This is a genomic window from Mammaliicoccus sp. FSL K6-3158 (assembly GCF_038005105.1).
Taxonomy (GTDB): domain Bacteria; phylum Bacillota; class Bacilli; order Staphylococcales; family Staphylococcaceae; genus Mammaliicoccus; species Mammaliicoccus sciuri.
Window position 1 is genome coordinate 1379909 of the sequence record NZ_JBBOSL010000001.1, and the last position, 25348, is coordinate 1405256.

A 25348-nucleotide genomic window follows, 5' to 3' on the forward strand; every position below is an offset into this window, starting at 1 on the left:
GTGTTAAGCATGGTAATTAAGGTTGCAATAATAGAAGACTCGAAAGCGTATGTTAGTGAAATGGCACAATATTTAAAAGAACACGATATTGAAATTGTTAATATTGGATACAACGGTAAAGAAGCACTCGACATTTTAAATGGAGAAGTTTTCGATATTCTTCTATTAGACTTAATCTTGCCACACATTGATGGCATGACTTTGCTTAAAAAATATATAAAACAAAATAAGCAATTTAAAGTGATTTGTATGAGTGCTTTTGTTAGTGATGATGTCTTAAAAGAATCTGTTTCATTAGGAGTAGATTACTTCTTAATTAAACCTGTTGAGTTTGATGTCTTATTAGACACAATACAACGTGTAATAACAACAACAGATTCTAATATTGAAGAAATGGACGCTTTAGATTTATTACTTGAAAAGATTGGATTTTCATCAAATTTAAACGGATATGAATATATTAAGTATGGTGTACATCTTATGCTTCAATATAACCGTAAGATGCCATTAACTAAAGAACTTTATCCTTTAATTTCTCAAAATTATAATATACAAGCGAATAATGTTGAAAGGTCTATACGGCATGCTATTAAATTAGCTTGGGATAAAGAATTAAAGTCCTATTGGTATAATAGTGAAAAATTGTATGTACGACCTACAAACGGTGAATTTTTATTACATCTATATGAAAAGTTTAAAAAAAGAGACTAGGCTTTCCTAGTCTCTTTTTTTGGGGTTTTGTTTCTTCATAAAATGTTCTTGTGCACGTTTATTTTTCTTTTCACGATGTAGTATATACCCCCCAATGAACACTACACCAAATACAAAGAATATAAAGCCTAATAAAAACTGCAACCAAATAAAATGTAATTGTGAAACGAGTTGTCCAAAAACAGCATCTCTCATCCATTTAATACCTAGTCCCGCAATAATACCTGGTATAACCAAAATAAGTAATGCAATATACTTTTGCATAAGTTAAAACTCCTATTAATTAATAACTTATATTATATATGAGATAATGAGTAAAAGTAAACATTGAAAAAATGGAATAAACGATACAATTTGATTATGATAGTAATAGGAGGGGATTAAATGCTTTTTAAAGATATGATAAAAAACGGTCAAAATATATCGGCGACAATTGCTGTATGTAAATCAAATGATGAAGGTGTCATTAAAGCAATTGTTAAAGCGATTAAACATACAAAAGCTACATTTATGTTGTTTGATGAACGACCACAAGATGAGCTGATTAGATCATTTAATTTAACGCATGAAGAATTAAATAGAGTAGAAATTATTCAAACACTTAACGAAGAACATACTGTATCTCAATGTGTACAAGCTGTAGCAGATGGAAAAGCAGACTTAATAATGAAAGGATTAATTTCAACATCAGAATTGTTGAAAGAAGTATTAAAAGATAAATATAATTTGAAGACTAACTATAGAATGAGCCATATCGCAATATTTAATATACCGGAGTATCACAAGATGTTAACCGTATCAGATGTTGCGATGAATATTGCACCAACTATCGAACAAAAAATTGAAATTACATCGAATTTAGTATATTCACTCAAAAAAATTGGTATCAACTCGCCTAAAATAGGCGTACTTTCTGCAATTGAAAATGTGAATCCGAAAATGCAGTCATCGGTTGATGCGCATGAAGTCGTGTCTTATTTTAATCAAGAAAAACTAGACCTTGAAATAGAAGGTCCAATTGCATTTGATGCTGCAATTAATAAAAAGGCATCCATTATTAAAAAAATAGATTCAAAAATATCAGGTAACGTTGATGGTTTAATCGTCCCTCAAATTGAAAGTGGCAATATTTTATATAAATCACTCGTTTATTTATCGAACGCTGATGTAGCATCTGTTATAATTGGAGCAAAAATACCCATAATTTTAACTTCTAGATCAGATTCATCACAAGATAAATTTCATTCTATTTGTAGTGCGTTAATGCTTATTTAGTATATTATAATAATAAATTAATAACTATACTCTTTATTTCAAAGTATTGAAAGAGCTTACAATGCTTTTATATCAATAAAGATTGAATTTTCTAAAAATTTTTACTTTTTGTAAGCGCTATCATTCTTCGTCAATTTATTTGATAAATAAAACATTTCATGTAAAATTAGAAATGAAGTTATTATATAAAAAGTGAAAAGGGGATAATTATGTTATTCGAAACGATAGAAAAATATGACTATGAGCAAATAGTATTTTGTCACGATAAAAGTTCAGGATTAAAAGCAATCATTGCGATTCATGATACAACATTAGGACCAGCACTTGGTGGTTGTAGAATGTGGCCATATGAAAGTGAAGAAGAAGCTATTAATGACGCATTACGCTTATCAAGAGGTATGACATATAAAAATGCTGCAGCTGGTTTAAACTTAGGAGGCGGTAAAACAGTTATTATCGGCGATCCTAAAAAAGATAAATCAGAAGCTTTATTTAGAGCTTTAGGTAGATATGTAGAAAGTTTAAATGGTCGTTATATTACTGCAGAAGATGTTGGAACGACTGAAGACGATATGGATATTATCTTTGAAGAGACTGATTACGTAGTTGGTTTATCTGAAAGTCACCAATCTAGTGGTAACCCAAGTCCTAAAACTTCATTAGGTGTATTTGTTTCTATGAAACGTGCAGCTAAAGAAGCATTTGGAACAGATGATTTAAACGGGAAAACAGTTGCCGTTCAAGGTGTTGGACACGTTGCTTACGAACTATGTCGTTATTTACATGAAGCAGGTGCTCAATTAGTTGTAACGGATATTAACCAAGAAGCAGTTGATAGAGTTGTAAATGACTTCAACGCTCAAAGTGTAGGTATTAATGATATTTATGATGTAGATGCTGATATCTTTGCACCTTGTGCTTTAGGTGGCGTATTAAATGATGATACTATCGCACGCTTAAAAGTTAAAGTTGTATGTGGTAGTGCAAACAATCAATTACAAGACATAGATTTACACGGTTCTCAATTAGAAGATAAAGGTATTGTATATGCGCCTGACTTCGTTGCTAACTCTGGTGGTGTTATCAATGTTGCTGATGAATTAGATGGATACAATGAAGTACGTGCTATTTCAAATATTGAGAAAATCTATGACCAAATGGATAAAGTATTTGAAATTAGTAAAAGAGATCAAATTACTTCTGCACGTGCAGCTGAAATTTTAGCTGAAGAACGTATTGAACAACTTAAAAATGTAAGAAGTAATTTCTTAAAAACTGAAAGATCTATCATTTCTAGAGGTAAAAAATAATGAAAAAAATTCTTGTACTTAATTTAGGAAGCACATCATCTAAAGTTGCTGTATTTGATAACTATGATATGTTATTTGAAGATGTTATTAGGTATGATATCGAACAAACTAATCTTCCATTAATTGAACAAGTCCCATTTCGACTTGAAAGTATCAAGAACTCATTAAACCAACATCATATCTCCCTACAATCAATAGATGCTATTGCTTGTAGGGGTGGTGTTTTAAAGCCTATACAGGGTGGAACATATCTTGTTAATAACATCATGAATCAAGATTTGAAATCTTTTAAGTATGGATTTCATGCCTCAAATTTAAGTGGTATTATCGGCTATACATTTGCTAAAGAATTAAATATACAAGCATATATTGTTGATCCTGTCGTTGTAGATGAATTAATACCTGAAGCTAGAATTACTGGCATAAAAGGTATTGAAAGACGCAGCATCTTCCATGCATTAAACCAGAAATCTGTCGCTAAACAATATGCAACTGATATTGGCAAAGCATATGAAGATATTAATGTCATCGTTGCACATCTCGGTGGTGGTATAAGTGTAGGTGCTCATAGAAAAGGAAGAGTCATCGAAGTTAATGACGGCTTATTAGGTGAGGGGCCATTTAGTCCTGAAAGAGCTGGTTCAATACCAAATGATGCGTTAATTAAATGGGTTATTGATCACGATTTAAATGCTAAAGAAGCTAATAATGAATTAAGTAAAAAATCTGGGTTATTATCATATTTTGGTACAAATGATTGTTTAAAAGTAGAACAAATGATGGAAAATGGCGATAAAACTGCTAAACTAGTCTTAGATGCCATGTGTTATCAAATTGCTAAATCTATAGGTTCTTGCGCGGTCGTTTTAGAAGGTCAAATCGATCAAATTATCATAACTGGTGGGTTAAGTTATTCAAAATATATCACAAATAAAGTAAAACAATATGTATCTTGGCTACAAAATGTTACTATATATGAAGGAGAAAAAGAAATGCACGCCTTAAATATTGGCGTAATGGACCTCTTACACGGTAAAATTAGTACCAAGTCATATGAATAAGGAGTAATACTATGTCTAAAGAATATGATTTAGTCATTCTAGGTGGCGGTACGGCGGGCTACGTATCAGCAATTCGTGCTTCACAACTAGGAAAAAAAGTCGCAATTGTAGAGAAATTTAAGTTAGGTGGAACTTGTTTACATAAAGGTTGTATACCTACAAAATCATATTTAAAAACTGCAGAAATTTTAAGATACATACAACATTCAAACGAATATGGTATTAAAACTGCTTCAGCTGATTTTGAAATGTCGGATGTTGTTGCTAAGAAAGATGAAACAGTTTCCACGATGTACAATGGTGTACAAAGTTTGATGAAAAAATACAAAATTGACATTTATGAAGGTAATGGCAGAATTCTAGGGCCTTCATTGTTCTCGCCTCAAGCTGGAACTGTATCTGTTGAATTTGAAAATGGCGAATCGGAACTACTCGTTAATCAAAATGTATTAATTTCAACAGGATCAAGACCAATTGAATTACCATTCTTAAAGTTTAACCATCAAACCGTCATTTCAAGTGATGATATGATGCAATTAGAAACATTGCCTAAAAGCATGTTAATTATCGGTGGCGGTGTTATAGGACTTGAATTTGCATCTTTATTAAATGATTTAGGTGTAAAAGTAACAATTGTTGAAGCAGGGCAATCTATTATCCCTAACGAACAACGTGAAATCAGTAAGACGATTAAACGTAGCTTTGAAGAAAATGGTATAAACATTCATGAGAAATGTCCTTTATCTGAACAAGATGTCAGCATACATGATCAACACGTAGATGTAACACTTCAAAATGAGCAACAAACTTTTGAAAAAGTATTAGTCGCTGTTGGTAGAACACCGAATACTGAAGATTTAGGTTTGAATAACACAAAAATAAAGACCGATAATAAAGGCTATATTCAAACAAATGATGTTTATCAAACTGATGATAAACATATTTATGCGGTTGGAGATGTCATCGGTAATTATCAGTTAGCACACGTTGCAACTAAAGAAGGCACAATTGCAGTAGAGCATATGTTTGATCAAAATCCTATTATGTTAGATTATTTAACAGTTCCGAGATGTATATATACAAATCCTGAAATTGCTTCAATAGGGATGACTGAACAAGATGCTAAAGCACAAAATATTAATTTCAAAAAATTTAAAGTGCCATTTAAAGCAATTGGAAAATCCGTCATCGAAAATAATGGACTTGGTGAATGTATTTTAATCAAAGATATAGACAATGAAAAAGTGCTTGGCATTCATATGATTGGTGCAAAAGTGACTGAATTAATTAATGAAGCAGCTCTATTTACATTTATGAATGGCTCTACTGAAGAACTAGCAACTACTGTACATGCACATCCTTCAATTGGAGAAGTGCTCATGGAACTAGGGTTAAAATCTGAGAATCGTGCTATTCACGTCTAAAGAGGAGAGATTAGATGTTAGATTATAAGACTGTCGGATTAACGCATGAAGACTTAAAAGAAATTTATAAATGGATGTTATTAGGTAGAAAAATTGACGAAAGAATGTGGCTACTCAATCGAGCAGGTAAACTACCGTTTGTCATTAGTTGTCAAGGTCAAGAAGCAACGCAGATTGGCACATATTATGCACTAAAAGACGAAGACGTATTAGCACCTTACTATAGAGATTTAGCTTTAGTTACAGCACGTGGTATTTCTGCAGAAGAATCTATGTTAGCTGCATTTGCTAAACAAGGTGATACTTCAAGTGGAGGTAAGCAAATGCCATCTCATTTTAGTAAAAAGGAGTTATCTATTTTAACGCAAGGCTCTTGTGTAACAACTCAAGTATTACATGCAGTTGGTGCAAGTTTATCGCTTAAAATGGATGGCAAAGAAGCGATTGCACTAGCTACTTTAGGTGAAGGAAGTACAAGCCAAGGTGACTTCCATGAAGCAATGAACTTCGCTGGTGTTCATAAATTGCCATTTATTTGTATTATTGAAAACAATAAATATGCCATTTCCGTACCAACTCACTTACAGTACGCTACAGATGATTTATCATCTAGAGCTGCAGGTTACGGTGCATTTGGTGAACAAGTTGATGGTAATGATCCTATAGCTGTTTATGAAGCAGTTAAACGTGCAAGAGAACGTGCAATTAATGGTGAAGGACCTACATTAATTGAAGCATTATGTAGTAGATTAACACCTCATTCTTCAGACGATAACGATACTTATCGTCCAGCAGATGAGATGAAAGAAGAAAAAGATAATGATTGTATGATTAAATTCAAAGAATATTTAGTTGAACATCAAGTGACAAACGACGAGTGGTTCAGCCAAGTTGAAGAAGAAATTAAACAAGAAATCAATACTGCTACTAAAAATGCAGAAAAAGCACCTTATCCATTACCGGAAGAAGCTTTAACACATGTATATGATCAAGGAGGCGAAAAGAATGCCTAAGTTATCCTATCTTGACGCGATTAATCAAGCAATGGACCAAGCGATGGAAAAAGACAATAATGTATTTGTTATCGGCGAAGATGTTGGTCTAAAAGGCGGCGTATTTGGCGCAACTAAAAATTTATACAACAAATATGGTGAAGGACGCGTGATCGATTCACCGTTAGCAGAATCAAATATCGTTGGTGCTTCAATTGGTGCTGCTATGATGGGTAAAAGACCGGTATCTGAAATTCAATTTGCAGAGTATATCGTTCCGGCAACAAACCAAATCATCAATGAAGCAGCTAAAATAAGATACCGTTCTAATAATGACTGGGATTGTCCTTTAACAATTAGAAGTCCATTTGGTGGCGGAATTCATGGCGCATTATATCATTCTCAAAGTATTGAGAGTATATTCTGTTCAACACCAGGCTTAAGAGTGGTTATTCCATCAACGCCATATGATGCTAAAGGTTTACTTCTTGCGGCAATTGAAGATAATGATCCTGTATTATATTTCGAGCATAAAAAAGCATATAGATTATTAAAAGAAGAAGTGCCTGAAGAATATTATACTGTACCAATTGATAAAGCAGATGTTAAACGAGAAGGTTCAGATATTACAGTATTCACTTATGGATTATGTGTAAATTACGCACTTCAAGCAGCTGAAATATTATCAACTGAAGGTATAGATGCAGAAATAGTAGATTTACGTTCATTATATCCACTAGATAAAGAAACAATTATTAATTGTGCGAAAAAGACTGGCAAAGTATTGGTTGTAACTGAAGATAATCTAGAAGGTAGTGTCATGAGTGAAGTATCTGCCATAATAGCTGAAAATTGCTTATTTGATTTAGATGCACCAATTGCAAGACTTGCAGGTCCAGACGTACCAGCTATGCCATTTTCACCACCAATGGAAGATTTCTTTATGATGAATCCTGTAAAAATAGAAGAAAAAATGAGAACATTAGCTGAATTTTAGGAGGTTAAATTATGGACGTAAAGATGCCGAAACTTGGAGAAAGTGTTCATGAAGGTACAATCGAACAATGGCTCGTTCAACCAGGCGACACAATTGAAGAGTACGATGCACTGTGCGAAGTGATTACAGATAAAGTAACAGCTGAAGTGCCTTCAACATTTAATGGAACAATTAAAGAAATTGTTGTAGAAGCTGGCGAAACAGTTGATGTTGGTACAATCATTTGTAGAATGGACGTAGTAGGTGAAACATCAGAGGATAACAATAATAGTACTGATGAACAAACTGAATCAGAAGTATCTAAAGAAGATCAACCTGTAAAAGCTGAAAAACCTGTATCTAATGAACCACAAGAAGGTCCAATGAATAACGGTCAATATTCACCTGTTGTCTTTAAATTAGCAAGTGAAAATAATATTGATTTAAATAAAGTTAAAGGTACTGGCAATTTAGGAAGAGTCACTAAAAAAGATATTTTAAATGCTATCGAAAATGGTGACTCAACTGAAAACACACCATCTAAACAAGTAGATGCAACATCTGAAGCAATCACTGAAAACACAGTTCAACCAGAACCAGAAACGACTTCATTACCTGGAGATTCAATTCCTGTTAATGGCGTTAGAAGAGCAATTGCTAATAAAATGTTACAAAGTGTTCATGAAATTCCACATGCTTGGATGATGGTCGAAGTTGATGCTACATATCTTGTTAAAACAAGACAACATCATAAATCATCTTTTAAACAAAACGAAGGATATAACTTAACATTCTTCGCATTTTTCGTAAAAGCTGTTGCAGAAGGATTGAAAAAATATCCGATGTTAAATAGCACTTGGGCTGGCGATGAAATTAAAATTCATAAAGATATTAATATTTCAATCGCAGTAGCAAGTGAAGATAAATTATATGTACCTGTTATTAAAAATGCTGATGATAAATCAATCAAAGGTATCGCTCGTGAAATTAATGATCTAGCAACTAGAGGAAGACAGCATAAATTAACTTCTCAAGATATGCAAGGTGGTACATTTACAGTCAATAACACGGGTTCATTTGGCTCTGTATCATCAATGGGTATTATCAATCATCCACAAGCAGCTATTTTACAAGTAGAATCCATTGTGAAACGACCTGTAGTTGTCAATGATATGATTGGTATTCGTGATATGGTTAATTTATCATTATCAATTGATCATAGAATATTAGATGGTTTAATGGCCGGTGAATTCTTAAAATATGTAAAAGAAAGATTACAAAGTATGACAATCGAGAATACATCTATATATTAATAAAAGCTTCTCATTGTTTTACCCTTAAATCTCCTGTAAAATAGACTTATCTATTATTACAGGAGGCTTTTTTTATGGAAATGGATTTCAATTTATATATGAACGACGTAGTCAATTCTGCGAGAAATGAAATAGAAGCAGCTGGATACAAACAATTAACAACTAAAGATGAAGTTGAAGAAACTTTCAACAAACCAGGTACAACGTTTGTTATGGTTAATTCAGTTTGTGGATGTGCAGGCGGTATCGCAAGACCAGCAGCACAACATGCGTTACACTATGATAAATTACCAAATCAATTAGTAACTGTATTTGCTGGTCAAGACAAAGAAGCAACAGAAACAGCACGTGAATATTTCGAAGGTTATCCACCATCAAGTCCATCATTTGCTTTTCTAAAAGATGGCAAAATTGTCAAAATGATTGAAAGACATGAAATCGAAGGTCACGATCCAATGAGTGTTATTACAAACATTCAAGCACTATTCGAAGAGTATTGCGAAGAAGTGTAAAGGAACGGTTCATTTCTTATGCAAATAAAACCGTACAGAATAGGATATAGAACATTAAAAACTGCCCTAGGGATGACATTAGCTGTCATCCTTTCTAGGTTAATCGGCTTAGACAACTATGCATCCAGTGCTATTCTTGTTGTATTATGTATTAAGGATACAAGAGTAAAATCATTTGAAGCTGCAATATATAGATTTGTAGCATGTTTTATTGCAATTTTGATAGGTTCATTATTTTTCACTTATTTTGGAAGCACACCCATTATACTTGGTATTATGGTACTTTTATTTATACCTGTAACAGTCATGATTGGTGTACAAGAAGGTATCGTAACAAGCTGTGTTATTATACTACATTTGTATATGGCTAAAACAATCGATATGAATGTCGTCATAAATGAAATCTTATTACTTATAATTGGTATAGGCATCGCCTTAATAATGAATATGTTTATGCCAAGTTTAGATTACAAACTCAACAACTATAAGCGCAAAATAGAAGACGACTTTATATTAATAACCTTTATTTATAGTCAATGCTTACAAGATCCAAATAAGAAAATTAATGTACCGTCATTTGATATAGTTTCAGAAAATATTAGAAAAGCTAAATCATTAGCATTTAGAGAAGTTAAAAATCATTTTGTGAGAAATGAAAATTCTTATTATCATTACTTTGATATGAGAGAAGAACAATTGACTTTATTAAAAAGAATGAAAAATTTAATTGAATCAATGCAACACAGTCAACACGCACATCATTTATGTAGTCAATTGTTATTAGAAGTATCACAAAACGTACAAGGCAATGATTACTCACTTATGAGATTGCATAATCTATATGACATTAAAATCAAATTACAGTCCATCGAGCTACCAAAAACACAACAAGAATTAGAAAGTATAGCAGCACTATTTCAACTATTAAACGAAGTAGAAGAGTACTTACTAATCAAATCACAATTCGGTAGCCTTAAGAAGTAAAAACGCAATGCTATTCAGCATTGCGTTTTTTGTATATATAGAGGGGTAAACGTTAGTTAATGTTTGAAATCTAAACTATGAACTAATGAAACTCATGGCTTAATGAAGGACTTAAGCCACGATATACCCAAACTCTTGGCTTAATGAAAGACTTAAGCCATGAAATCCTCAATCTCTTGGCTTAATGAAAGACTTAAGCCACGATATACCCAAACTCTTGGCTTAATGAAAGACTTAAGCCATGAAATGACCAATCTCTTGGCTTAATGGTAGACTTAAGCCATGAAATACCCGATCTCTTGGCTTAATGAAAGTCTTAAGCCATGAAATGACCAATCTCTTGGCTTAATGGTAGACTTAAGCCATGAAATGACCAATCTCTTGGCTTAATGAAAGACTTAAGCCACGATATACCCAAACTCTTGGCTTAATGAAAGACTTAAGCCATGGAATCCTCAATCTCTTGGCTTAATGAAAGACTTAAGCCATGAAATGACCAATCTCTTGGCTTAATGGTAGACTTAAGCAATGAAATACCCGATTTCTTGGCTTAATGAAAGACTTAAGCCATGAAATGACCAATCTCTTGGCTTAATGGTAGATTTAAGCAATGAAATACCCGATCTCTTGGCTTAATGGTAGACTTAAGCCATGAAATACCCGATCTCTTGGCTTAATGAAGGACTTAAGCCACGAAATGACCAATCTCTTGGCTTAATGATGGACTTAAGCCATGAAATACCTCATTTTCTAGAATTGTCTACCCCAAAACAAAAAGCGCTACTCATCATGAGCTAGCGCTTTTAAATTATATTATTAATTTAATAGGAATGGTAAGATACCTGATAATACAAGTGCAGCTACGATTGCTACTAACATTACGATGATTATGATTTTACGTATATTCTTATTTTGCATGATAACCCTCTCTTTAAACATTAGTTTTGTATATATTTATCAACTATTATACACTAGATTATGAGATATTTAAATAAATGAAAAGAGGGACAATCATGATTAATGAAGAAAGATTATTGAATACTTTTATAGAACTTGTAAAGGTAGATTCTGAATCTAAAAATGAAAGAAAGATTGCTGACTTATTAAAGCAAAAGTTTACGGATTTAGGTTTAGATGTTAAAGAGGATGACTCTCAAAGTGAGACTGGTTATGGTGCTGGTAATTTAATTTGTAAATTAAAAGGTGAGGATTCTAGTAAGACACCGATTTATTTTACAAGCCATATGGATACTGTTACGCCTGGTAATAATATTGAACCTGAATTACGTGAAGATGGTTACATTTATTCTAAAGGTGAAACAATCTTAGGTTCTGATGATAAAGCTGGTTTAGCTGCCATTTTAGAAGCTATTCAAGTTATTAAAGATAACAATATTCAACATGGTGATATCGAGTTTATCATTACAGTAGGTGAAGAATCTGGTTTAGTTGGTGCTAAAGCTTTAAATCCAGATGATATTCAAGCGAAATATGGTTTTGCTATTGATGCGCCTGGTAAAGTAGGTACAACTGTTGTAGCGGCTCCAACACAAGCTAAAATAGAGGCAATTATTAAAGGTAAAACAGCACACGCTGGATTAGAACCTGAAAAAGGTGTTTCTGCTATTAATATCGCTGCTAAAGCTGTTAGTCATATGAACTTAGGACGTATCGATGAAGAAACGACTGCTAATATCGGTAGATTCGAAGGTGGAACAGCAACAAATATCGTAAGTGATCATGTATATATTTTAGCAGAAGCTAGATCTTTAGATGACGAAAAAATGAACCAACAAGTCACACATATGAAAGAAGCATTCGAGAAAACTGCTGAAGAATTCGGATGTTCTGCTGAAGTTAATGTACAAATCATGTACCCAAGCTTTAACTTAACTGAAGAAGACGATGTTGTTCAATTAGCTGTTAAATCTTCTGAAAAAATTGGACGTAAAGCAGACCTTGTTAAACTAGGTGGTGGATCTGACGGAAATGTTATTAGTGGATTTGGTATACCTACTGTTATTTTAGGTGTTGGATATGAATATATTCATACAACAAATGAACGTATGCCAGTTGAAGAATTACAAAAAATTACAGAACAAATCGTTGCAATTGCTGAACTTGCATAAAAATTCAGTATGTAAACGTATTCATTTGAAATTAAAGACTTTATAGACGAAAAACGTATTCAAACTATGTTAAAATGTACTAGAAAATGAAAAAAAGTGAGGTTAATTTCATGACACAACAAATAGGTGTAGTTGGTTTAGCTGTAATGGGTAAAAACTTAGCTTGGAATATTGAATCACGTGGTTACTCAGTTTCAGTGTATAACCGTTCAAAAGAGAAAGTCGACCAAATGGTTGAAGAATCACAAGGTAAAAATATACATCCAAACTATTCAATCGAAGAGTTTGTAGATTCATTAGAAAAACCAAGAAAAATTTTACTTATGGTAAAAGCTGGTGAAGCAACAGATAAAACAATCGATAGCTTATTACCATTATTAGATAAAGGCGACATCCTTATCGATGGCGGAAATACTAACTATTTAGACACGATTCGTAGAAACCAATATTTAGATGAAAGTGGAATAAACTTCATTGGAACAGGTGTTTCAGGTGGGGAAGAAGGTGCATTAACTGGTCCTTCAATTATGCCTGGTGGTCAGAAAGAAGCTTATGAATTGGTAGCACCAATTTTAGAAAGCATTTCTGCAAAAGCAAGCGATGGTTCTCCATGCGTAACATATGTTGGTCCAGACGGTGCTGGCCACTATGTGAAAATGGTGCATAACGGTATTGAATACGCAGATATGCAATTAATCGCTGAAAGTTATGACTTAATGAAACGTGTATTACACATGGATCATAAAGATATTGCTGAAACGTTCAAATCATGGAATGCTGGCGAATTAGAAAGTTACTTAATTGAAATCACTGGCGAAATCTTTAATAAATTAGACGAAGATGGTACACCATTAGTTGAAAAAATTATGGATAAAGCTGGACAAAAAGGTACTGGTAAATGGACTTCAATTAATGCTTTAGAATTAGGTATTCCATTAACAATTATTACTGAATCCGTATTTGCTAGATTTATTTCTTCATTTAAAGATGAAAGAGTTAAAGCAAGCACAGCGTTTAGTCCAGAAGTAACTGAGTTTACTGGTGATAAAGAAGCGTTCTTAGAGCAAATCAGACAAGCTCTTTATATGAGTAAAATATGTAGTTATGCACAAGGATTTGCTCAAATGAAAACTGCTAGTGAAACAAATAACTGGAACTTAAAATTAGGTGAGTTAGCTATGATTTGGAGAGAGGGTTGTATCATCCGTGCACAATTCTTACAAAAAATCAAAGACGCTTACGATAATGATTCATCATTAACAAATTTATTATTAGATCCTTATTTCAACGATATCGTTGCAAAATATCAAGGTTCATTAAGAGAAGTATCAGCAACTGCAATCAAAGCAGGAATTGCAACACCTGGTTTCTCTTCAGCAATCAATTACTTTGATAGTTACCGTTCAGAAGATTTACCTGCCAACTTAATTCAAGCACAACGTGATTACTTTGGTGCGCATACTTATGAACGTAAAGATAAAGAAGGTATTTTCCATACTGAATGGACTAAATAATTTGATATAACGAAACACCCCGTTATCTAAATAAGATAGCGGGGTGTTTTTTAATTCATACTTTTATGATCAATAGGTATCCAAAGTTGGACTTTAGAAGTTTCTTGATCAAAATTAACATCAAGAGGATAAACCTCAACATAAAAATCATCATGTAAATAAGGCATTTTAAGTTGCCATTGATTTTCAATATGGTGCCAAGCTTCACTCACTACAAAATCTAATTCACCTTGTAAATTAAACGTCGCGAAATGATGTCCAGGTAAATAATAATTATCTAAATGACCTGGATATCTTTCGCTAGGTACGCCTACAAAAACTTCAAGTCCATCTACTAGTGGTCTTCGAACAACAAATAGTTGGTTAGGTTTAACATCATTATATTTAATAAAGTCTTCTATGTAATTATTCTCTAATAACATTTCTAATAAGTCAGGTATTAAAAAATGATTATCTAGTTCATTTGAATGATAATGATGATTTTTACCAACTAACTTTAAATCATCTTTGTATTGTAACGAATAATTTAACGGTTCTGTTTCTGTAGAAGTTAATTTAATAGAGACTCTTTTTTTAATTTTAAGCATAGATTGATGTGTCTTCGTTTGTAGCGGACTTATGCCATGATATGCATTAAAATCATGAGCGAATGCATGTGCATCTCTGTATCCATACTTTAAGGCAATATCTAAAATACGTGTATGACCACTTAAAATATCAAATGCCGCTTCAGTCATTCTTCTAGCAAGTTGATATTCAATAGGCGTCATACCAATAACCATCGTAAAAGATTGATTTAAGTGAAAAGGGGACTTTTCAACGTGATCACTCAAAGTTTGTAAATCGATATCGCTTAATAGATGATCTTCAATGTACACAATTGCTCTTTGTAAATCTTTAATTACTTCCAATGTTCAGTCACTCCTGTTGGCAGAAAGATTAGTTAATATCGTCCCACCATTTAAATCCATCAATTGACAATAATAATTGACTCTTAATCGGTCCATTAGTGCCAGCTCTATAATTAGGGAACGGTGCTTTATCATTGTCCCACACATTTTGTATCACATCTACATATTTCCATGTCGCTTTTAATTCTTCCCAATGTGTAAAGTTTGTTGAATCACCTTTAAGGCAATCGAAGATTAAGTTCTCATATGCATCAACTGTATTCATTTTATCTTGTGCACTCATTGCGTATGATAATTGTACAGGTTCTGTTTCTATACCTTGAACTTGTTTTTTAGCATTTAAGTGTAGTGAAAGTCCTTCATTAGGTTGAATATTTATAACAAGTAAATTAGATTCTAATTCTGAATCACGTTGGTAATATAAATTCATTGGTACTTCTTTGAATTCAACAACTACTTGAATACCTTTTTTCTTCATTCTTTTACCAGTTCTAATAAAGAATGGTACGCCAGCCCATCTGAAATTATCTATCATTAATTTACCTGCGACGAAAGTAGGGGTATTAGAGTCATCTGCTACTTTATCTTCTTCTCTATAGCTTTTAACTTCTTCACCTTCAATTTTGCCTTTATCATATTGCCCTCTAACAAAGTTCTGTTTGACTTCTGACTCATCTAAAGCTCTAATTGAACGCAATACTTTTACTTTTTCATTTCTAACATCTTCACTGTTTAAACTAATAGGTGGTTCCATTGCTAATAATGCAACCATTTGTAACATATGGTTTTGGAACATATCTTTTAATGCGCCACTATTTTCATAGTATCCGCCTCGATCTTCTACACCTAATATTTCAGATGATGTTACTTGAATATTAGAAATATATTTATTATTCCATAATGGTTCGAACATCGCATTGGCAAATCTTAACACTTCGATGTTCTGTACCATATCTTTACCTAAATAATGGTCGATTCTGTAAATTTCTTCTTCTTTAAATGAACGTCTAATTTGTTCATTTAATTCTTCGGCAGATGCTAAATCTGTGCCGAAAGGTTTTTCAATAATTAAGCGTTTGAAACCGTCAGTATCTGTTAAACCTGAAGACTTTAAGAAATCTGTAACAGTACCAAAGAATTGAGGTGCCATTGCTAAATAAAATAATCGATTACCTTCTAATTGATATTGTTCGTTTAACTCATTTGAAAAAGCTAATAATTCTTCATAACTAGAAGGGTCACTAACATCGTGCGATTGGTAAAACACATGTTCCATAAATTCATCTAACTTTTCTGTATTCTGTACATGTTTCTCTACTGAAGCTTTAATTTCACTTCTGAACTTTTCATTAGTCCAATCCCTTCGACCAACACCGATTATTGCGATATGTTCGTCTAATTGATTTTGTTGATATAAATGAAAAATAGATGGGAATAATTTACGGTGACTTAAATCACCTGTAGCCCCAAATATTGTAATTAAGCATGGAATATTTCTAGTTTCGGTTGTCATTTATTTACCTCGATTCTCTAACTTTTTCACAATTTACAATATTAATTATTATAACATGTTAGTGATTGATATTCTTCAATTTGAACTTTTAAATTTTCAATTTATTCAGTAAGTTGTATAATCAACATCATTTTTATGTATTTTTATAAATCATTGTACGATACATGTTATAATAATAACGTAAGGAGGAAGACGATGGAACTCACATTTTTAGGCACAAGTGCCGGATTACCGACTAAAGAAAGAAATACACAATCAATTGCCTTTAATTGCCTACCTCACGTAAATCAACTATGGTTGTTTGATGTTGGTGAAGCAACGCAACATAGAATATTACATACTGGCATTAAACTTGGCAAAATAAGTCATATATTTATTACGCACTTACATGGTGATCATATATTTGGATTACCTGGATTATTAACAAGTCGTTCCTTCCAAGGTGGTAAAGATAAACCTTTAACAATAATCGGTCCTAAAGGTATAGCCAAGTTTATACAAACGGCATTAGAAATTTCTCAATCAAATTTAAATTATCCGATAACTGTAAATGAATTCAACACTGAAACAGAACTTAATATCGATGGCTTTCATATTAAAGCTTTACCTTTAAAACATGGTATATTATCTGTCGGTTATCGAATCACAGCACCTGATATTGAAGGAAAGCTAGATGTTGAAAAACTTAAAGCTATCGGCATAGAGCCTGGTCCCAAATATCAAGAAGTGAAAGCAAATGAAACTTTTGAATATGAAAATCAAACTTATCAGTCTAAAGATTTCAAAGGTCCTAAGAAAAAGGGTAAAGTGATTACAATCTTTGGTGATACGATGCCATGCCAAAATGAACATATCCTTGCACAAGATGCAGACGTTATTGTTCATGAAACAACATATATCGAAGGCGATAAAAATTTAGCAAATTCATATTATCATAGCCATATTGAAGATGTCTTTCAATTAATGTCTGATGTTCATGTAAAAAAAGGTCTATTCACACATTTATCTAATCGATATGAATTAGAAGATATTCAATCAGTTGAATCATCATTACAGTCAGCCGTTAATCATGACTTTAAATTTGTAAAAGATTATGATCAATTCCAAATATAGAAAAACATCTCATCTTAAAATATATATAAGATGAGATGTTTTTTAAAAGAATATTCAATTAATCTTCATCCGCTTCTGCTAGTTCGATACTTCTCTTAACAGCTGCGTTTAAACAATCTAAGAAAATAGCTTCTATATCATGGTTGCTTAACGCATTTAATCCTGCTTGCGTTGTACCGCCTTTAGACGTAATATTTTTTCTTAATTGATCCATTTTTAAATCAGAACGTTCAATCATTTTACCAGTACCAATAATCAGTTCTTTAATGGATTCTTCAACTTGAGATTGCTCAATACCTAATTTAGTACCTGCATTTACATATTGTTCAAATACATGGTATAAGAATGCTGGTCCGCTACCTGTGATAGCTGTCACTTGATGTAAGTGGTCTTCTTTAACTTCTAATGCTGTACCGAAAGCTTCAATAAGCATCAATACTTCTTGCTTAGAATTAGGATCGAAGTTTGTAGAGAAGCTGATACCCGTTACTGAATGACCAACGTGCGCATTCGTATTTGGCATAATTCTAGCAATTGGATTATCAACTTGTAAATTATCTCTAATATAACTAATCGGTAAACCAGCCATAATTGAAATGAATTTATTATCACTCGTTATAAAAGGTCTAATCCGTTCAGCTAACTTTAAGAAATCATAAGGTTTTGTACTTAAGAATACATAATCTGCATCTTTTAACAATTCTTCATCATCATAACTATAGCTTACGCCTAAAGTTTCATGATAATTTTCCAATGCTTCTTGATTCGACTTATTTGTTAAATAAATATTTTCAGGTTCAATCGACTTACTGTTAACAATTCCAGTGAATATCGCGTTTGCCATATTACCAGATCCATAAAACACAATTTTCATAATAAAATCACTCACTTCCATATGAATTCATTTTAATTATAAAGAAATATAATCTTATGTCAAAATTGCTTGTATCGTATTTAGTTTTTTTGAAGTGTTATGATACATTATACATAACAATGAATAAAGGGTGAGTTAAATGATCGGTAAACATTATTTATTAACTGGTGCCACAGGTTCACTAGGGGAGAGCTTGATACAATCAATGAATAATCATGGTGCTTATGTTTCCATAATTGTAAGAAATGAGGATAAGGCCAATCATTTAATTACTAAATATAAAAATATTAAAGAAGTCTTTATATTAGATATGAATGACACGGCGCAAGTCGAACAATATAGTCTTTCACATAACAACATGTATGACGGGATTATTAATAACGCTGGGTTAGGTTACTTTAAATCTAACGAGGCGCATACAAGTAATGAAATTAAAGACATTTATCATACAAATCTCGTCAATTTAATTATTCTTTTGAACCGTATATTACCTTATTTAAAAAGAGGGGCATCAATCGTTAATATATCATCGATTTCTTCTAAAGTGACAACGCCATATGGTAGCCATTATTCAGCGTCAAAAGCAGCTTTGAGTAGTTTTACAAATGCATTCAGACTTGAACGCGAAGATTTACATGTACTCACAGTAAATCCGGGACCTTTCAAATCACAATTTCATGCTAAAGCAGATCCTTCAGGTCACTTTGAAAAGCTCACATCTCAAATACAACTTAATGTTGAAGATTTGAGCGAACAAATTGTTAAAATTATGATTAAAAGAAAAATAGAAATAAACGAACCGAAATGGATGGATTTAGGATTGAGATTTTATCAATTAGCACCTCGTACATTTGAAAAATTATTTAAACAAAGTTTTTTAAGTAAAAAGATAGAATAAGAGTCTGGAAAATTTATACTCTCCCAGACTCTTTTCTTTTATTGTAAGTGATTTGTGTATTCAATATTTTTAACGATTGAACGGGCGTGCTTGATTTGAGCTTCTGATAATGTTCCATTATAACTTTGAATACTTTCTGCCAATTGCTCTGGTGAACTTGCACCCGTAATAATAGAGCCAAGTGCATCAAATGATTTCAAATAATTGAATGTAACACTAGATAAGTCATCATATTCTTTATTTAGTTGAGAAATGGTATCGGACAAATCGTTATAATTGTATTCTAACAATCCGTCTTTAAATTTACGATCTAACACTTCGTTTGATTTATGTGTTAATAAACCTTTAGAAACAGGACCTCTTGCTAATATTTTGACACAATGATCATTAATTTTTTCTAATAGATATTCAGGACGATTATCTAAAATACTAAACTGCATCATAATCGTTTCAATATGACTGTTTTTTAAGTAATAATCGATTACATTGGGTCTGATTGACGAAATGCCATATGCTTTTATGAGACCTTGTTCTTTTAATCTTTCGAATGCTTCTATCGTTTCATCTTTATTATCTTCAATAGTACCGCCATGTAACATATATAAATCTAATTGTTCAAGATCCAATCTTTGTAACGATTCTTTAATGCTTTTCATAATGTGTTCTTTAGAAGGATCCCAAAAGTGTTCTTGTTTATCTTTATCAAAATGATTACCGACTTTTGATCCAATGACGATATCATGTTGATTTTGATATTTTTTCAAAAGTTGACCTACGATTTTTTCATTCTCACCGTAATCATATAAATCAGCAGTATCAAAATATGTTATACCTTGTTTGATTGCTTCATCAACAATTGTTTCTGCATGGTTAATATCTGTTCCTAAACTCATACAACCTAATCCGACTTCTGAAATTTCAATGCCACTTTTCAATATATTTTTTTGCATATTGAAGCTCCTTTCGCTACACTTTATTTATTAAGTTTACCAGATAAATTATTTTAATGAAAAGAGGCACACTTATAATGAAACTAACTGAAGAAACGATTTCGAAAGAAACGATATATGATGGTCGTATTATTAAGCTAGAAAAACATCAAGTATCACTTCCAGATGGTCAAACGAGTGAACGCGAAGTCGTATTACATAATGGTGCAGTATCTGTATTAGCTATAACACCAGAAAACGAAGTATTAGTGGTGGAACAATATAGAAAGGCAATGGAAAAGACATTAATCGAAATTCCGGCTGGCAAATTAGAAATAGGTGAGGAACGTGAGTCAGCTGCACTTAGAGAATTAGAAGAAGAAACAGGATACGTCGCAGACAAACTCGAACTTATTGGTGAAGTTTATGGATGCCCAGGGTTCTGTAATGAAAAAGTAAGTATTTATATCGCTAAAGATTTAAAAGAAGGAAAAGTAAATTTAGATGAAGATGAATTCTTAAATTTAACTAAAATTTCAATCAATCAAATACAGTCATTATTATCAGAACATAAAATTGAAGATGCCAAAACAATGATTGCCTTCCAATACTTATTATTAAATTATAATCATTCTAAATAAAAAGATATTTTTTCTTGCTTTTTGAGAAGATTATTGGTATTTTAGTATACGAATACATTACTAATTGATAATGATTATTTTTTAGAAAGAAGGTGTCAAGTTGGAAGAACGCATACAACGTGTGAAAGAACAATTACACAAAGCTTCCTACAAACTAACTCCGCAAAGAGAAGCGACAGTTAGAGTATTACTTGAGAATGAAGCCGATCACTTAAGTGCAGAGGATGTTTACCTAAAAGTTAAAGATAAGGCACCTGAGATTGGTCTCGCAACAGTGTATCGTACATTAGAACTTTTAGCAGAATTAAAAGTAGTCGACAAAATTAACTTTGGCGATGGTGTTGCTAGATTCGATTTAAGAAAAGAAGGGGCAAAACATTTCCACCACCATATGGTATGTATGGAATGTGGTGCAGTTGATGAAATCGAAGAAGATTTATTAGAAGACGTAGAACGTCGAGTTGAAAAAGAATTTAACTTTAAAATTTTAGACCATCGATTAACTTTTCATGGTATTTGTCATAGATGTCACGAAGAATAAATCTATAATGGACGTTACTAAATGAAGTTTTATACTGATTTTAGTGATGTCTTTTTTTATGGTAAAATAATGACAACAATGAGGTGAATTCATGGAACAAATCATAAATGAGTTTATAGATTTTATAAGATTAGAAAAAGGCTTGAGTCAAAATACAATCCAATCGTATCAAAGAGATTTAAAACAATATAACCAATACATAACAGAACATAAAATTAGTCATATAGACAACATTGATCGTATTGTGATACAAAAATATTTTGCACATCTTAAACAAGAAGGTAAGTCAGCTAAAACAATTGCGAGATTGGCAGCGACGATTAGAAGCTTTCATCAATTTGCGATTAGAGAAAAATACGCCGTTAAAGACCCAACAATATTGATTGAAACACCTAAATACGAACAAAAACTTCCAGATGTATTGAGTGAAGATGAAGTGAATCAACTATTAACATTTACACATATTACAAGTCCTAGAGATGAACGAGACCGTACGATGCTTGAACTTTTATATGGCACGGGCGTTCGTGTAAGTGAATTGATTCAATTAAATGTAGAAGACGTCAATTTAACAATGGGATTTATTAGAGTCTTTGGTAAAGGAAATAAAGAACGAATCGTACCGCTTGGTGAACATTTAATGGGCATTTTAAGAAACTACATCCAAGAAGTTAGACCAAATTTATTGAAGAAACATGTTACAGATATATTATTCTTAAATGCACGTGGTACAGCTTTAACGCGACAAGGATTTTGGAAAATACTAAAAAAAATCGGCTTAGAAAAAGGGATAACGAAGACCTTAACACCTCATACTTTAAGGCATTCTTTTGCGACGCATTTGCTTGAAAATGGTGCGGACTTGAGGGCAGTGCAAGAAATGCTCGGACATTCCGACATTTCTACAACACAACTTTACACACACATCTCTAAAAAACAAATACGCGAGATGTATTTAACGTATCACCCTAGAGCCAAGAAGGAGAAGAACAATGAAGAACAATAAACAACAACAACATGAATCAAAAAAATATGTCACATTAGCAATTTTATTAACATTTGCTATCGCATGGGGTCTCATTTATTGGTTATTTATTGTCTAGCGTGACGTTGCTTATATGCTGAAATACGACTTTCTATCACTTCAGTACGATCTCTTAGTAGATGATGGTGTTTAATATAATCTGATACATCTGTATTATAGTTAAATTCAAAATCATCAAAAGAACTTTCTAAAGCACGATAGCTTGCATCTGTTAAAGGGAGTTGAATATTTTCATAAGGATGACCTTGCTCAATGCGCATGATTTGTGAATGAATTAAAGATTGAAATGATGCTTTTTCAATACCTAAATGGCTAAAGTCATCATTTAATTCTGCAATTTGTAATGCTTTTTTATAAGTTTTCAGCGCACCTTTCGTATTATCACGTCTATAGTGGTAACATGCTGTAGAGAACAATATTAAACTTACAATTGCATCATGTTTACTAAATTGAGTTTGATCTTTCCAATGATCTTCTAATATATCGTGACATTCAAAATAATGTCTTAAGACATGGAAATGATAGTGAAATGACATTATTTGTGTTTCCATTTAAAATCCCTCTCAGCATAGAATATTTATACGTAATCATGGTATAATAATTTTTAGATTTATGCACGTAAAAGGAATAGAAATGAGGAAGTTTTAAATGTATGAAGTAAAACTTGATGCCTTTGAAGGACCTTTGGATTTATTACTTCATTTAATACAAAAATACGAAATAGATATTTATGATATTCCAATGAAGGAACTAACCGAGCAATACTTAAGTTATATACATCAAATGAAAATATTAGAAATAAATGTAGCGAGTGAATATTTAGTTATGGCATCAGAGTTATTGATGATCAAAAGCAAATTATTACTACCTACACAACCATCAGATATTGATGAATTTGAAGATGATCCAAGGGACGATTTAGTTAGACAATTAATCGAATACCAAAATTATAAAGAATATGCTAAATTATTAAATCATAAAAAACAAGACAGAGAACAAATATTCATCAAAAAGCCAGCAGATTTATCCAAATTTGAAGCCGTTCATGACAAACGTGCACCTTTAGATTTAGATATGACGGATTTAATTATTGCATACCAACGTACTAAACGTAGACAAAGATTTAATAAACCTCAGAATGTCACAGTTAATGAAGATAGTTATACGATTGAAATGGCAACAGCTTCAATACAAGCACAACTTGCCCAACATAAGAGTTATAAATTTTTCGAAACATTACCTTCTGATTTATCTACAAATGTATTGGTAACGTTGTTCTTGGCAATATTGGAAATGATGAAATTAAGACAAATTGATGTATTCCAACAATATCAATTTGGAGAAATAACTATAAATCGAGGCGTGAATTATGTCAGTGAGTAAATTAGGATTATTAGAAGGATTATTATATTCATTAGGTGATGAAGGCATTGAAATCAATCAGTTATGTGAGTTATTAGAATTAACACCATCACAATTAAAAGATTTAGCAAATGAATATGAACGCGAAACATTACAAATCATTTTTTACGGTAATAAATGCATTCTTACTGCAAAGCCAATTATGCATGAATATCTTGAAAAATTAATGATAGATAATATGAATACAAAATTATCACAAGCTGCGTTAGAAACATTATCTATTATTGCATACAATCAACCTGTTACAAGAAGCGATATAGAAGTGATACGTGGTGTGAATTCAGATGCATCTGTGAAGACTTTAATTGCTAAAGGTGTCGTTGAACCGAAACATAATGATCAATCTAGAAGCCAATTATTGTATACGACAGATTATTTTTTAAATGTATTTGGACTAACTTCTTTAGACGAATTACCTAAATCAACAAATGAAGAAAATGAACAAGAAGAAATGGATTTGTTTTTTAGTAGCATGAACGAAAAACAAAACAATGAGGAGCAATCATAATGAGTGAAGAATTAGAGAGATTACAAAAAGTTATTGCAAAAAGTGGATATACGTCACGTAGAAAAGCAGAAAAATTAATAGAAGAAGGACTTGTATATGTTAATCATAAACAAGTGACAGAACTTGGAACTAAAGTGAAAGATTCTGATTATATCGAAGTAGAAGGTATTCCATTAGAAATGCCAGATAAGCTATATATTTTATTCCATAAACCAACCAAAGTGATTACAAGTGTATCTGACGATAAAGGAAGAGCCGTGGTGACAGATTATTTTAAAGATATTAAGACGAGAATTTTCCCAGTAGGTAGATTAGATTATGACACATCTGGTTTATTAATTTTAACGAATGATGGTGAGTTTACAAATTTAATGACCCATCCTCGTTATAAAATTCAAAAGAAATATGTAGCAAAATTAAAAGGCTATTTACTTAGAGAAGAAGTAAAACAATTGGAAAAAGGTATACAGCTAGAAGATGGATTGACACAACCTGCAATTGTAAAAGTAAAAAGTCAAGACAGAGAGCGTAATGTAACGCATGTAGAAATTACGATTACTGAAGGTAGAAATAGACAGGTTAGAAGAATGTTTAGTCATTTTGGACATGAGGTTATTAAACTTACGAGAGTAGAATATGGTCCACTTAATTTAAAAGGCTTAAATGCTGGTCAGGGCAGAACATTATCACCTCATGAAATCAAAGTTTTAAGACATTTGGCACAAGAAGGTAAATAATCTGTAAACGTTCAC

27 protein-coding genes are annotated in these 25348 nt (G+C 32.2%); 20 read left to right on the forward strand and 7 right to left on the reverse strand.

Features of this window, described 5'->3' with window-relative positions; all coding sequences use genetic code 11:
- Positions 1-9 precede the first annotated feature (9 nt).
- On the forward strand, positions 10-711 hold the full coding sequence (locus MHH94_RS06955) for a response regulator (protein WP_340840313.1): 702 nt from the start codon (positions 10-12) through the stop codon (positions 709-711).
- Between the two features lie 6 nt (positions 712-717).
- Here MHH94_RS06955 and MHH94_RS06960 read toward each other — a convergent pair whose 3' ends face one another.
- Entirely contained in the window at positions 718-975 is a 258-nt protein-coding gene (locus tag MHH94_RS06960) for a DUF2627 family protein (RefSeq protein WP_078355826.1), read from the reverse strand.
- 120 nt (positions 976-1095) lie between these two features.
- Between MHH94_RS06960 and MHH94_RS06965 the strand changes: the two genes are divergently transcribed.
- From MHH94_RS06965 to MHH94_RS07005, 9 genes are all read left to right on the forward strand, one after another.
- Complete coding sequence (locus MHH94_RS06965; protein WP_088592329.1) at positions 1096-1986, forward strand: phosphate acyltransferase; 891 nt, start codon at positions 1096-1098, stop codon at positions 1984-1986.
- A 209-nt stretch (positions 1987-2195) separates the two neighbouring features.
- Positions 2196-3296 (forward strand): Glu/Leu/Phe/Val dehydrogenase dimerization domain-containing protein, encoded by a 1101-nt coding sequence (locus MHH94_RS06970; RefSeq protein WP_048539741.1) that lies wholly within the window; start codon positions 2196-2198, stop codon positions 3294-3296.
- Entirely contained in the window at positions 3296-4357 is a 1062-nt protein-coding gene (buk, locus tag MHH94_RS06975) for a butyrate kinase (RefSeq protein ID WP_078355824.1), read from the forward strand. The genes MHH94_RS06970 and buk overlap by 1 nt, the downstream gene beginning before the upstream one ends.
- A gap of 11 nt (positions 4358-4368) precedes the next feature.
- A complete protein-coding gene (gene lpdA, locus MHH94_RS06980; RefSeq protein ID WP_106417475.1) occupies positions 4369-5781 on the forward strand; it encodes a dihydrolipoyl dehydrogenase in 1413 nt (470 codons plus the stop codon).
- A gap of 14 nt (positions 5782-5795) precedes the next feature.
- Positions 5796-6794, forward strand: a complete 999-nt coding sequence (locus MHH94_RS06985; protein WP_048539744.1) for a thiamine pyrophosphate-dependent dehydrogenase E1 component subunit alpha — start codon at positions 5796-5798, stop codon at positions 6792-6794.
- Entirely contained in the window at positions 6787-7770 is a 984-nt protein-coding gene (locus MHH94_RS06990) for an alpha-ketoacid dehydrogenase subunit beta (protein ID WP_048539745.1), read from the forward strand. Before MHH94_RS06985 ends, MHH94_RS06990 begins: the two co-directional genes overlap by 8 nt.
- An 11-nt stretch (positions 7771-7781) precedes the next feature.
- Positions 7782-9062, forward strand: a complete 1281-nt coding sequence (locus MHH94_RS06995; protein WP_078355822.1) for a dihydrolipoamide acetyltransferase family protein — start codon at positions 7782-7784, stop codon at positions 9060-9062.
- A 74-nt stretch (positions 9063-9136) separates the two neighbouring features.
- Positions 9137-9574 carry a BrxA/BrxB family bacilliredoxin gene (locus MHH94_RS07000; RefSeq protein WP_058592322.1) on the forward strand — a complete coding sequence of 146 codons (438 nt, stop codon included), beginning with the start codon at positions 9137-9139 and terminating at the stop codon, positions 9572-9574.
- An 18-nt stretch (positions 9575-9592) separates the two neighbouring features.
- Entirely contained in the window at positions 9593-10558 is a 966-nt protein-coding gene (locus MHH94_RS07005; protein ID WP_048539748.1) for an aromatic acid exporter family protein, read from the forward strand.
- 816 nt (positions 10559-11374) lie between these two features.
- Here the strand turns inward: MHH94_RS07005 and prli42 are convergent.
- Positions 11375-11476, reverse strand: a complete 102-nt coding sequence (prli42, locus tag MHH94_RS07010; RefSeq protein ID WP_151452370.1) for a stressosome-associated protein Prli42 — start codon at positions 11474-11476, stop codon at positions 11375-11377.
- Between the two features lie 95 nt (positions 11477-11571).
- Between prli42 and MHH94_RS07015 the strand changes: the two genes are divergently transcribed.
- Positions 11572-12687 carry a M20/M25/M40 family metallo-hydrolase gene (locus MHH94_RS07015; RefSeq protein ID WP_058592324.1) on the forward strand — a complete coding sequence of 372 codons (1116 nt, stop codon included), beginning with the start codon at positions 11572-11574 and terminating at the stop codon, positions 12685-12687.
- A gap of 110 nt (positions 12688-12797) precedes the next feature.
- The gene (gene gndA / locus MHH94_RS07020) at positions 12798-14201 is read left to right on the forward strand and encodes an NADP-dependent phosphogluconate dehydrogenase (protein ID WP_058592325.1); all 1404 of its coding nucleotides are present in this window, start codon (positions 12798-12800) and stop codon (positions 14199-14201) included.
- A 50-nt stretch (positions 14202-14251) separates the two neighbouring features.
- Here the strand turns inward: gndA and MHH94_RS07025 are convergent, their stop codons facing one another.
- Both MHH94_RS07025 and zwf read right to left on the reverse strand, forming a co-directional pair.
- Positions 14252-15112: an effector binding domain-containing protein gene (locus MHH94_RS07025; RefSeq protein WP_058592326.1), complete on the reverse strand. Its 861-nt coding sequence runs from the start codon at positions 15110-15112 to the stop codon at positions 14252-14254.
- A gap of 28 nt (positions 15113-15140) precedes the next feature.
- A complete protein-coding gene (zwf, locus tag MHH94_RS07030; protein WP_058592327.1) occupies positions 15141-16625 on the reverse strand; it encodes a glucose-6-phosphate dehydrogenase in 1485 nt (494 codons plus the stop codon).
- Positions 16626-16820: 195 nt separating this feature from the next.
- Here zwf and rnz point away from each other — a divergent pair, with 195 nt between their 5' ends.
- A complete protein-coding gene (rnz, locus tag MHH94_RS07035) occupies positions 16821-17738 on the forward strand; it encodes a ribonuclease Z (protein ID WP_048539753.1) in 918 nt (305 codons plus the stop codon).
- Positions 17739-17796: 58 nt separating this feature from the next.
- Here rnz and proC read toward each other — a convergent pair whose 3' ends face one another.
- Entirely contained in the window at positions 17797-18612 is an 816-nt protein-coding gene (gene proC / locus MHH94_RS07040) for a pyrroline-5-carboxylate reductase (protein WP_048539754.1), read from the reverse strand.
- 139 nt (positions 18613-18751) lie between these two features.
- Here proC and MHH94_RS07045 point away from each other — a divergent pair, with 139 nt between their 5' ends.
- Positions 18752-19510 carry an SDR family NAD(P)-dependent oxidoreductase gene (locus MHH94_RS07045; protein ID WP_340840333.1) on the forward strand — a complete coding sequence of 253 codons (759 nt, stop codon included), beginning with the start codon at positions 18752-18754 and terminating at the stop codon, positions 19508-19510.
- Positions 19511-19548: 38 nt separating this feature from the next.
- Here MHH94_RS07045 and MHH94_RS07050 read toward each other — a convergent pair whose 3' ends face one another.
- Positions 19549-20460 (reverse strand): aldo/keto reductase, encoded by a 912-nt coding sequence (locus tag MHH94_RS07050; protein ID WP_119469642.1) that lies wholly within the window; start codon positions 20458-20460, stop codon positions 19549-19551.
- A gap of 77 nt (positions 20461-20537) precedes the next feature.
- Between MHH94_RS07050 and MHH94_RS07055 the strand changes: the two genes are divergently transcribed.
- The 3 genes from MHH94_RS07055 to xerD all read left to right on the forward strand — a co-directional run bounded on the left by MHH94_RS07055 (position 20538) and on the right by xerD (position 22627).
- Positions 20538-21080, forward strand: coding sequence for an NUDIX hydrolase (locus MHH94_RS07055; RefSeq protein WP_048539757.1), 543 nt, complete (start codon positions 20538-20540; stop codon positions 21078-21080).
- Between the two features lie 100 nt (positions 21081-21180).
- A complete protein-coding gene (gene fur / locus MHH94_RS07060; protein WP_025907044.1) occupies positions 21181-21621 on the forward strand; it encodes a ferric iron uptake transcriptional regulator in 441 nt (146 codons plus the stop codon).
- A gap of 91 nt (positions 21622-21712) precedes the next feature.
- The gene (gene xerD, locus MHH94_RS07065; protein ID WP_084755626.1) at positions 21713-22627 is read left to right on the forward strand and encodes a site-specific tyrosine recombinase XerD; all 915 of its coding nucleotides are present in this window, start codon (positions 21713-21715) and stop codon (positions 22625-22627) included.
- A gap of 86 nt (positions 22628-22713) precedes the next feature.
- Here the strand turns inward: xerD and MHH94_RS07070 are convergent, their stop codons facing one another.
- A complete protein-coding gene (locus MHH94_RS07070; protein ID WP_048539759.1) occupies positions 22714-23217 on the reverse strand; it encodes a DUF309 domain-containing protein in 504 nt (167 codons plus the stop codon).
- 97 nt (positions 23218-23314) lie between these two features.
- On the opposite strand from MHH94_RS07070, the gene MHH94_RS07075 reads away from it, so the two are divergent.
- From MHH94_RS07075 to MHH94_RS07085, 3 genes are read left to right on the forward strand one after another with little or no spacing between them, the layout of a single operon-like run.
- Positions 23315-24049 carry a segregation and condensation protein A gene (locus MHH94_RS07075; protein WP_058592333.1) on the forward strand — a complete coding sequence of 245 codons (735 nt, stop codon included), beginning with the start codon at positions 23315-23317 and terminating at the stop codon, positions 24047-24049.
- The gene (gene scpB, locus MHH94_RS07080) at positions 24036-24596 is read left to right on the forward strand and encodes an SMC-Scp complex subunit ScpB (RefSeq protein WP_078355816.1); all 561 of its coding nucleotides are present in this window, start codon (positions 24036-24038) and stop codon (positions 24594-24596) included. The genes MHH94_RS07075 and scpB overlap by 14 nt, the downstream gene beginning before the upstream one ends.
- Complete coding sequence (locus MHH94_RS07085) at positions 24596-25333, forward strand: pseudouridine synthase (RefSeq protein WP_048539762.1); 738 nt, start codon at positions 24596-24598, stop codon at positions 25331-25333. The genes scpB and MHH94_RS07085 overlap by 1 nt, the downstream gene beginning before the upstream one ends.
- Positions 25334-25348: the final 15 nt, after the last annotated feature.

Bases quoted from the DNA above. Each gene is read 5' to 3' on its own strand.
- scpB (WP_078355816.1), top strand. From the start codon at position 24,036: ATGTCAGTGAGTAAATTAGGATTATTAGAAGGATTATTATATTCATTA.
- MHH94_RS07045 (WP_340840333.1), top strand. From the start codon at position 18,752: ATGATCGGTAAACATTATTTATTAACTGGTGCCACAGGTTCACTAGGG.
- xerD (WP_084755626.1), top strand. From the start codon at position 21,713: ATGGAACAAATCATAAATGAGTTTATAGATTTTATAAGATTAGAAAAA.
- buk (WP_078355824.1), top strand. From the start codon at position 3,296: ATGAAAAAAATTCTTGTACTTAATTTAGGAAGCACATCATCTAAAGTT.
- proC (WP_048539754.1), bottom strand. From the start codon at position 18,612: ATGAAAATTGTGTTTTATGGATCTGGTAATATGGCAAACGCGATATTC.
- MHH94_RS07015 (WP_058592324.1), top strand. From the start codon at position 11,572: ATGATTAATGAAGAAAGATTATTGAATACTTTTATAGAACTTGTAAAG.
- prli42 (WP_151452370.1), bottom strand. From the start codon at position 11,476: ATGCAAAATAAGAATATACGTAAAATCATAATCATCGTAATGTTAGTA.
- MHH94_RS07075 (WP_058592333.1), top strand. From the start codon at position 23,315: ATGTATGAAGTAAAACTTGATGCCTTTGAAGGACCTTTGGATTTATTA.
- MHH94_RS06995 (WP_078355822.1), top strand. From the start codon at position 7,782: ATGGACGTAAAGATGCCGAAACTTGGAGAAAGTGTTCATGAAGGTACA.
- MHH94_RS07000 (WP_058592322.1), top strand. From the start codon at position 9,137: ATGGAAATGGATTTCAATTTATATATGAACGACGTAGTCAATTCTGCG.
- MHH94_RS07050 (WP_119469642.1), bottom strand. From the start codon at position 20,460: ATGCAAAAAAATATATTGAAAAGTGGCATTGAAATTTCAGAAGTCGGA.
- MHH94_RS06955 (WP_340840313.1), top strand. From the start codon at position 10: ATGGTAATTAAGGTTGCAATAATAGAAGACTCGAAAGCGTATGTTAGT.
- MHH94_RS07005 (WP_048539748.1), top strand. From the start codon at position 9,593: ATGCAAATAAAACCGTACAGAATAGGATATAGAACATTAAAAACTGCC.
- zwf (WP_058592327.1), bottom strand. From the start codon at position 16,625: ATGACAACCGAAACTAGAAATATTCCATGCTTAATTACAATATTTGGG.
- lpdA (WP_106417475.1), top strand. From the start codon at position 4,369: ATGTCTAAAGAATATGATTTAGTCATTCTAGGTGGCGGTACGGCGGGC.
- MHH94_RS06965 (WP_088592329.1), top strand. From the start codon at position 1,096: ATGCTTTTTAAAGATATGATAAAAAACGGTCAAAATATATCGGCGACA.
- MHH94_RS07055 (WP_048539757.1), top strand. From the start codon at position 20,538: ATGAAACTAACTGAAGAAACGATTTCGAAAGAAACGATATATGATGGT.
- MHH94_RS07085 (WP_048539762.1), top strand. From the start codon at position 24,596: ATGAGTGAAGAATTAGAGAGATTACAAAAAGTTATTGCAAAAAGTGGA.
- MHH94_RS06985 (WP_048539744.1), top strand. From the start codon at position 5,796: ATGTTAGATTATAAGACTGTCGGATTAACGCATGAAGACTTAAAAGAA.
- MHH94_RS06990 (WP_048539745.1), top strand. From the start codon at position 6,787: ATGCCTAAGTTATCCTATCTTGACGCGATTAATCAAGCAATGGACCAA.
- MHH94_RS07070 (WP_048539759.1), bottom strand. From the start codon at position 23,217: ATGGAAACACAAATAATGTCATTTCACTATCATTTCCATGTCTTAAGA.
- MHH94_RS06970 (WP_048539741.1), top strand. From the start codon at position 2,196: ATGTTATTCGAAACGATAGAAAAATATGACTATGAGCAAATAGTATTT.
- rnz (WP_048539753.1), top strand. From the start codon at position 16,821: ATGGAACTCACATTTTTAGGCACAAGTGCCGGATTACCGACTAAAGAA.
- MHH94_RS06960 (WP_078355826.1), bottom strand. From the start codon at position 975: ATGCAAAAGTATATTGCATTACTTATTTTGGTTATACCAGGTATTATT.
- gndA (WP_058592325.1), top strand. From the start codon at position 12,798: ATGACACAACAAATAGGTGTAGTTGGTTTAGCTGTAATGGGTAAAAAC.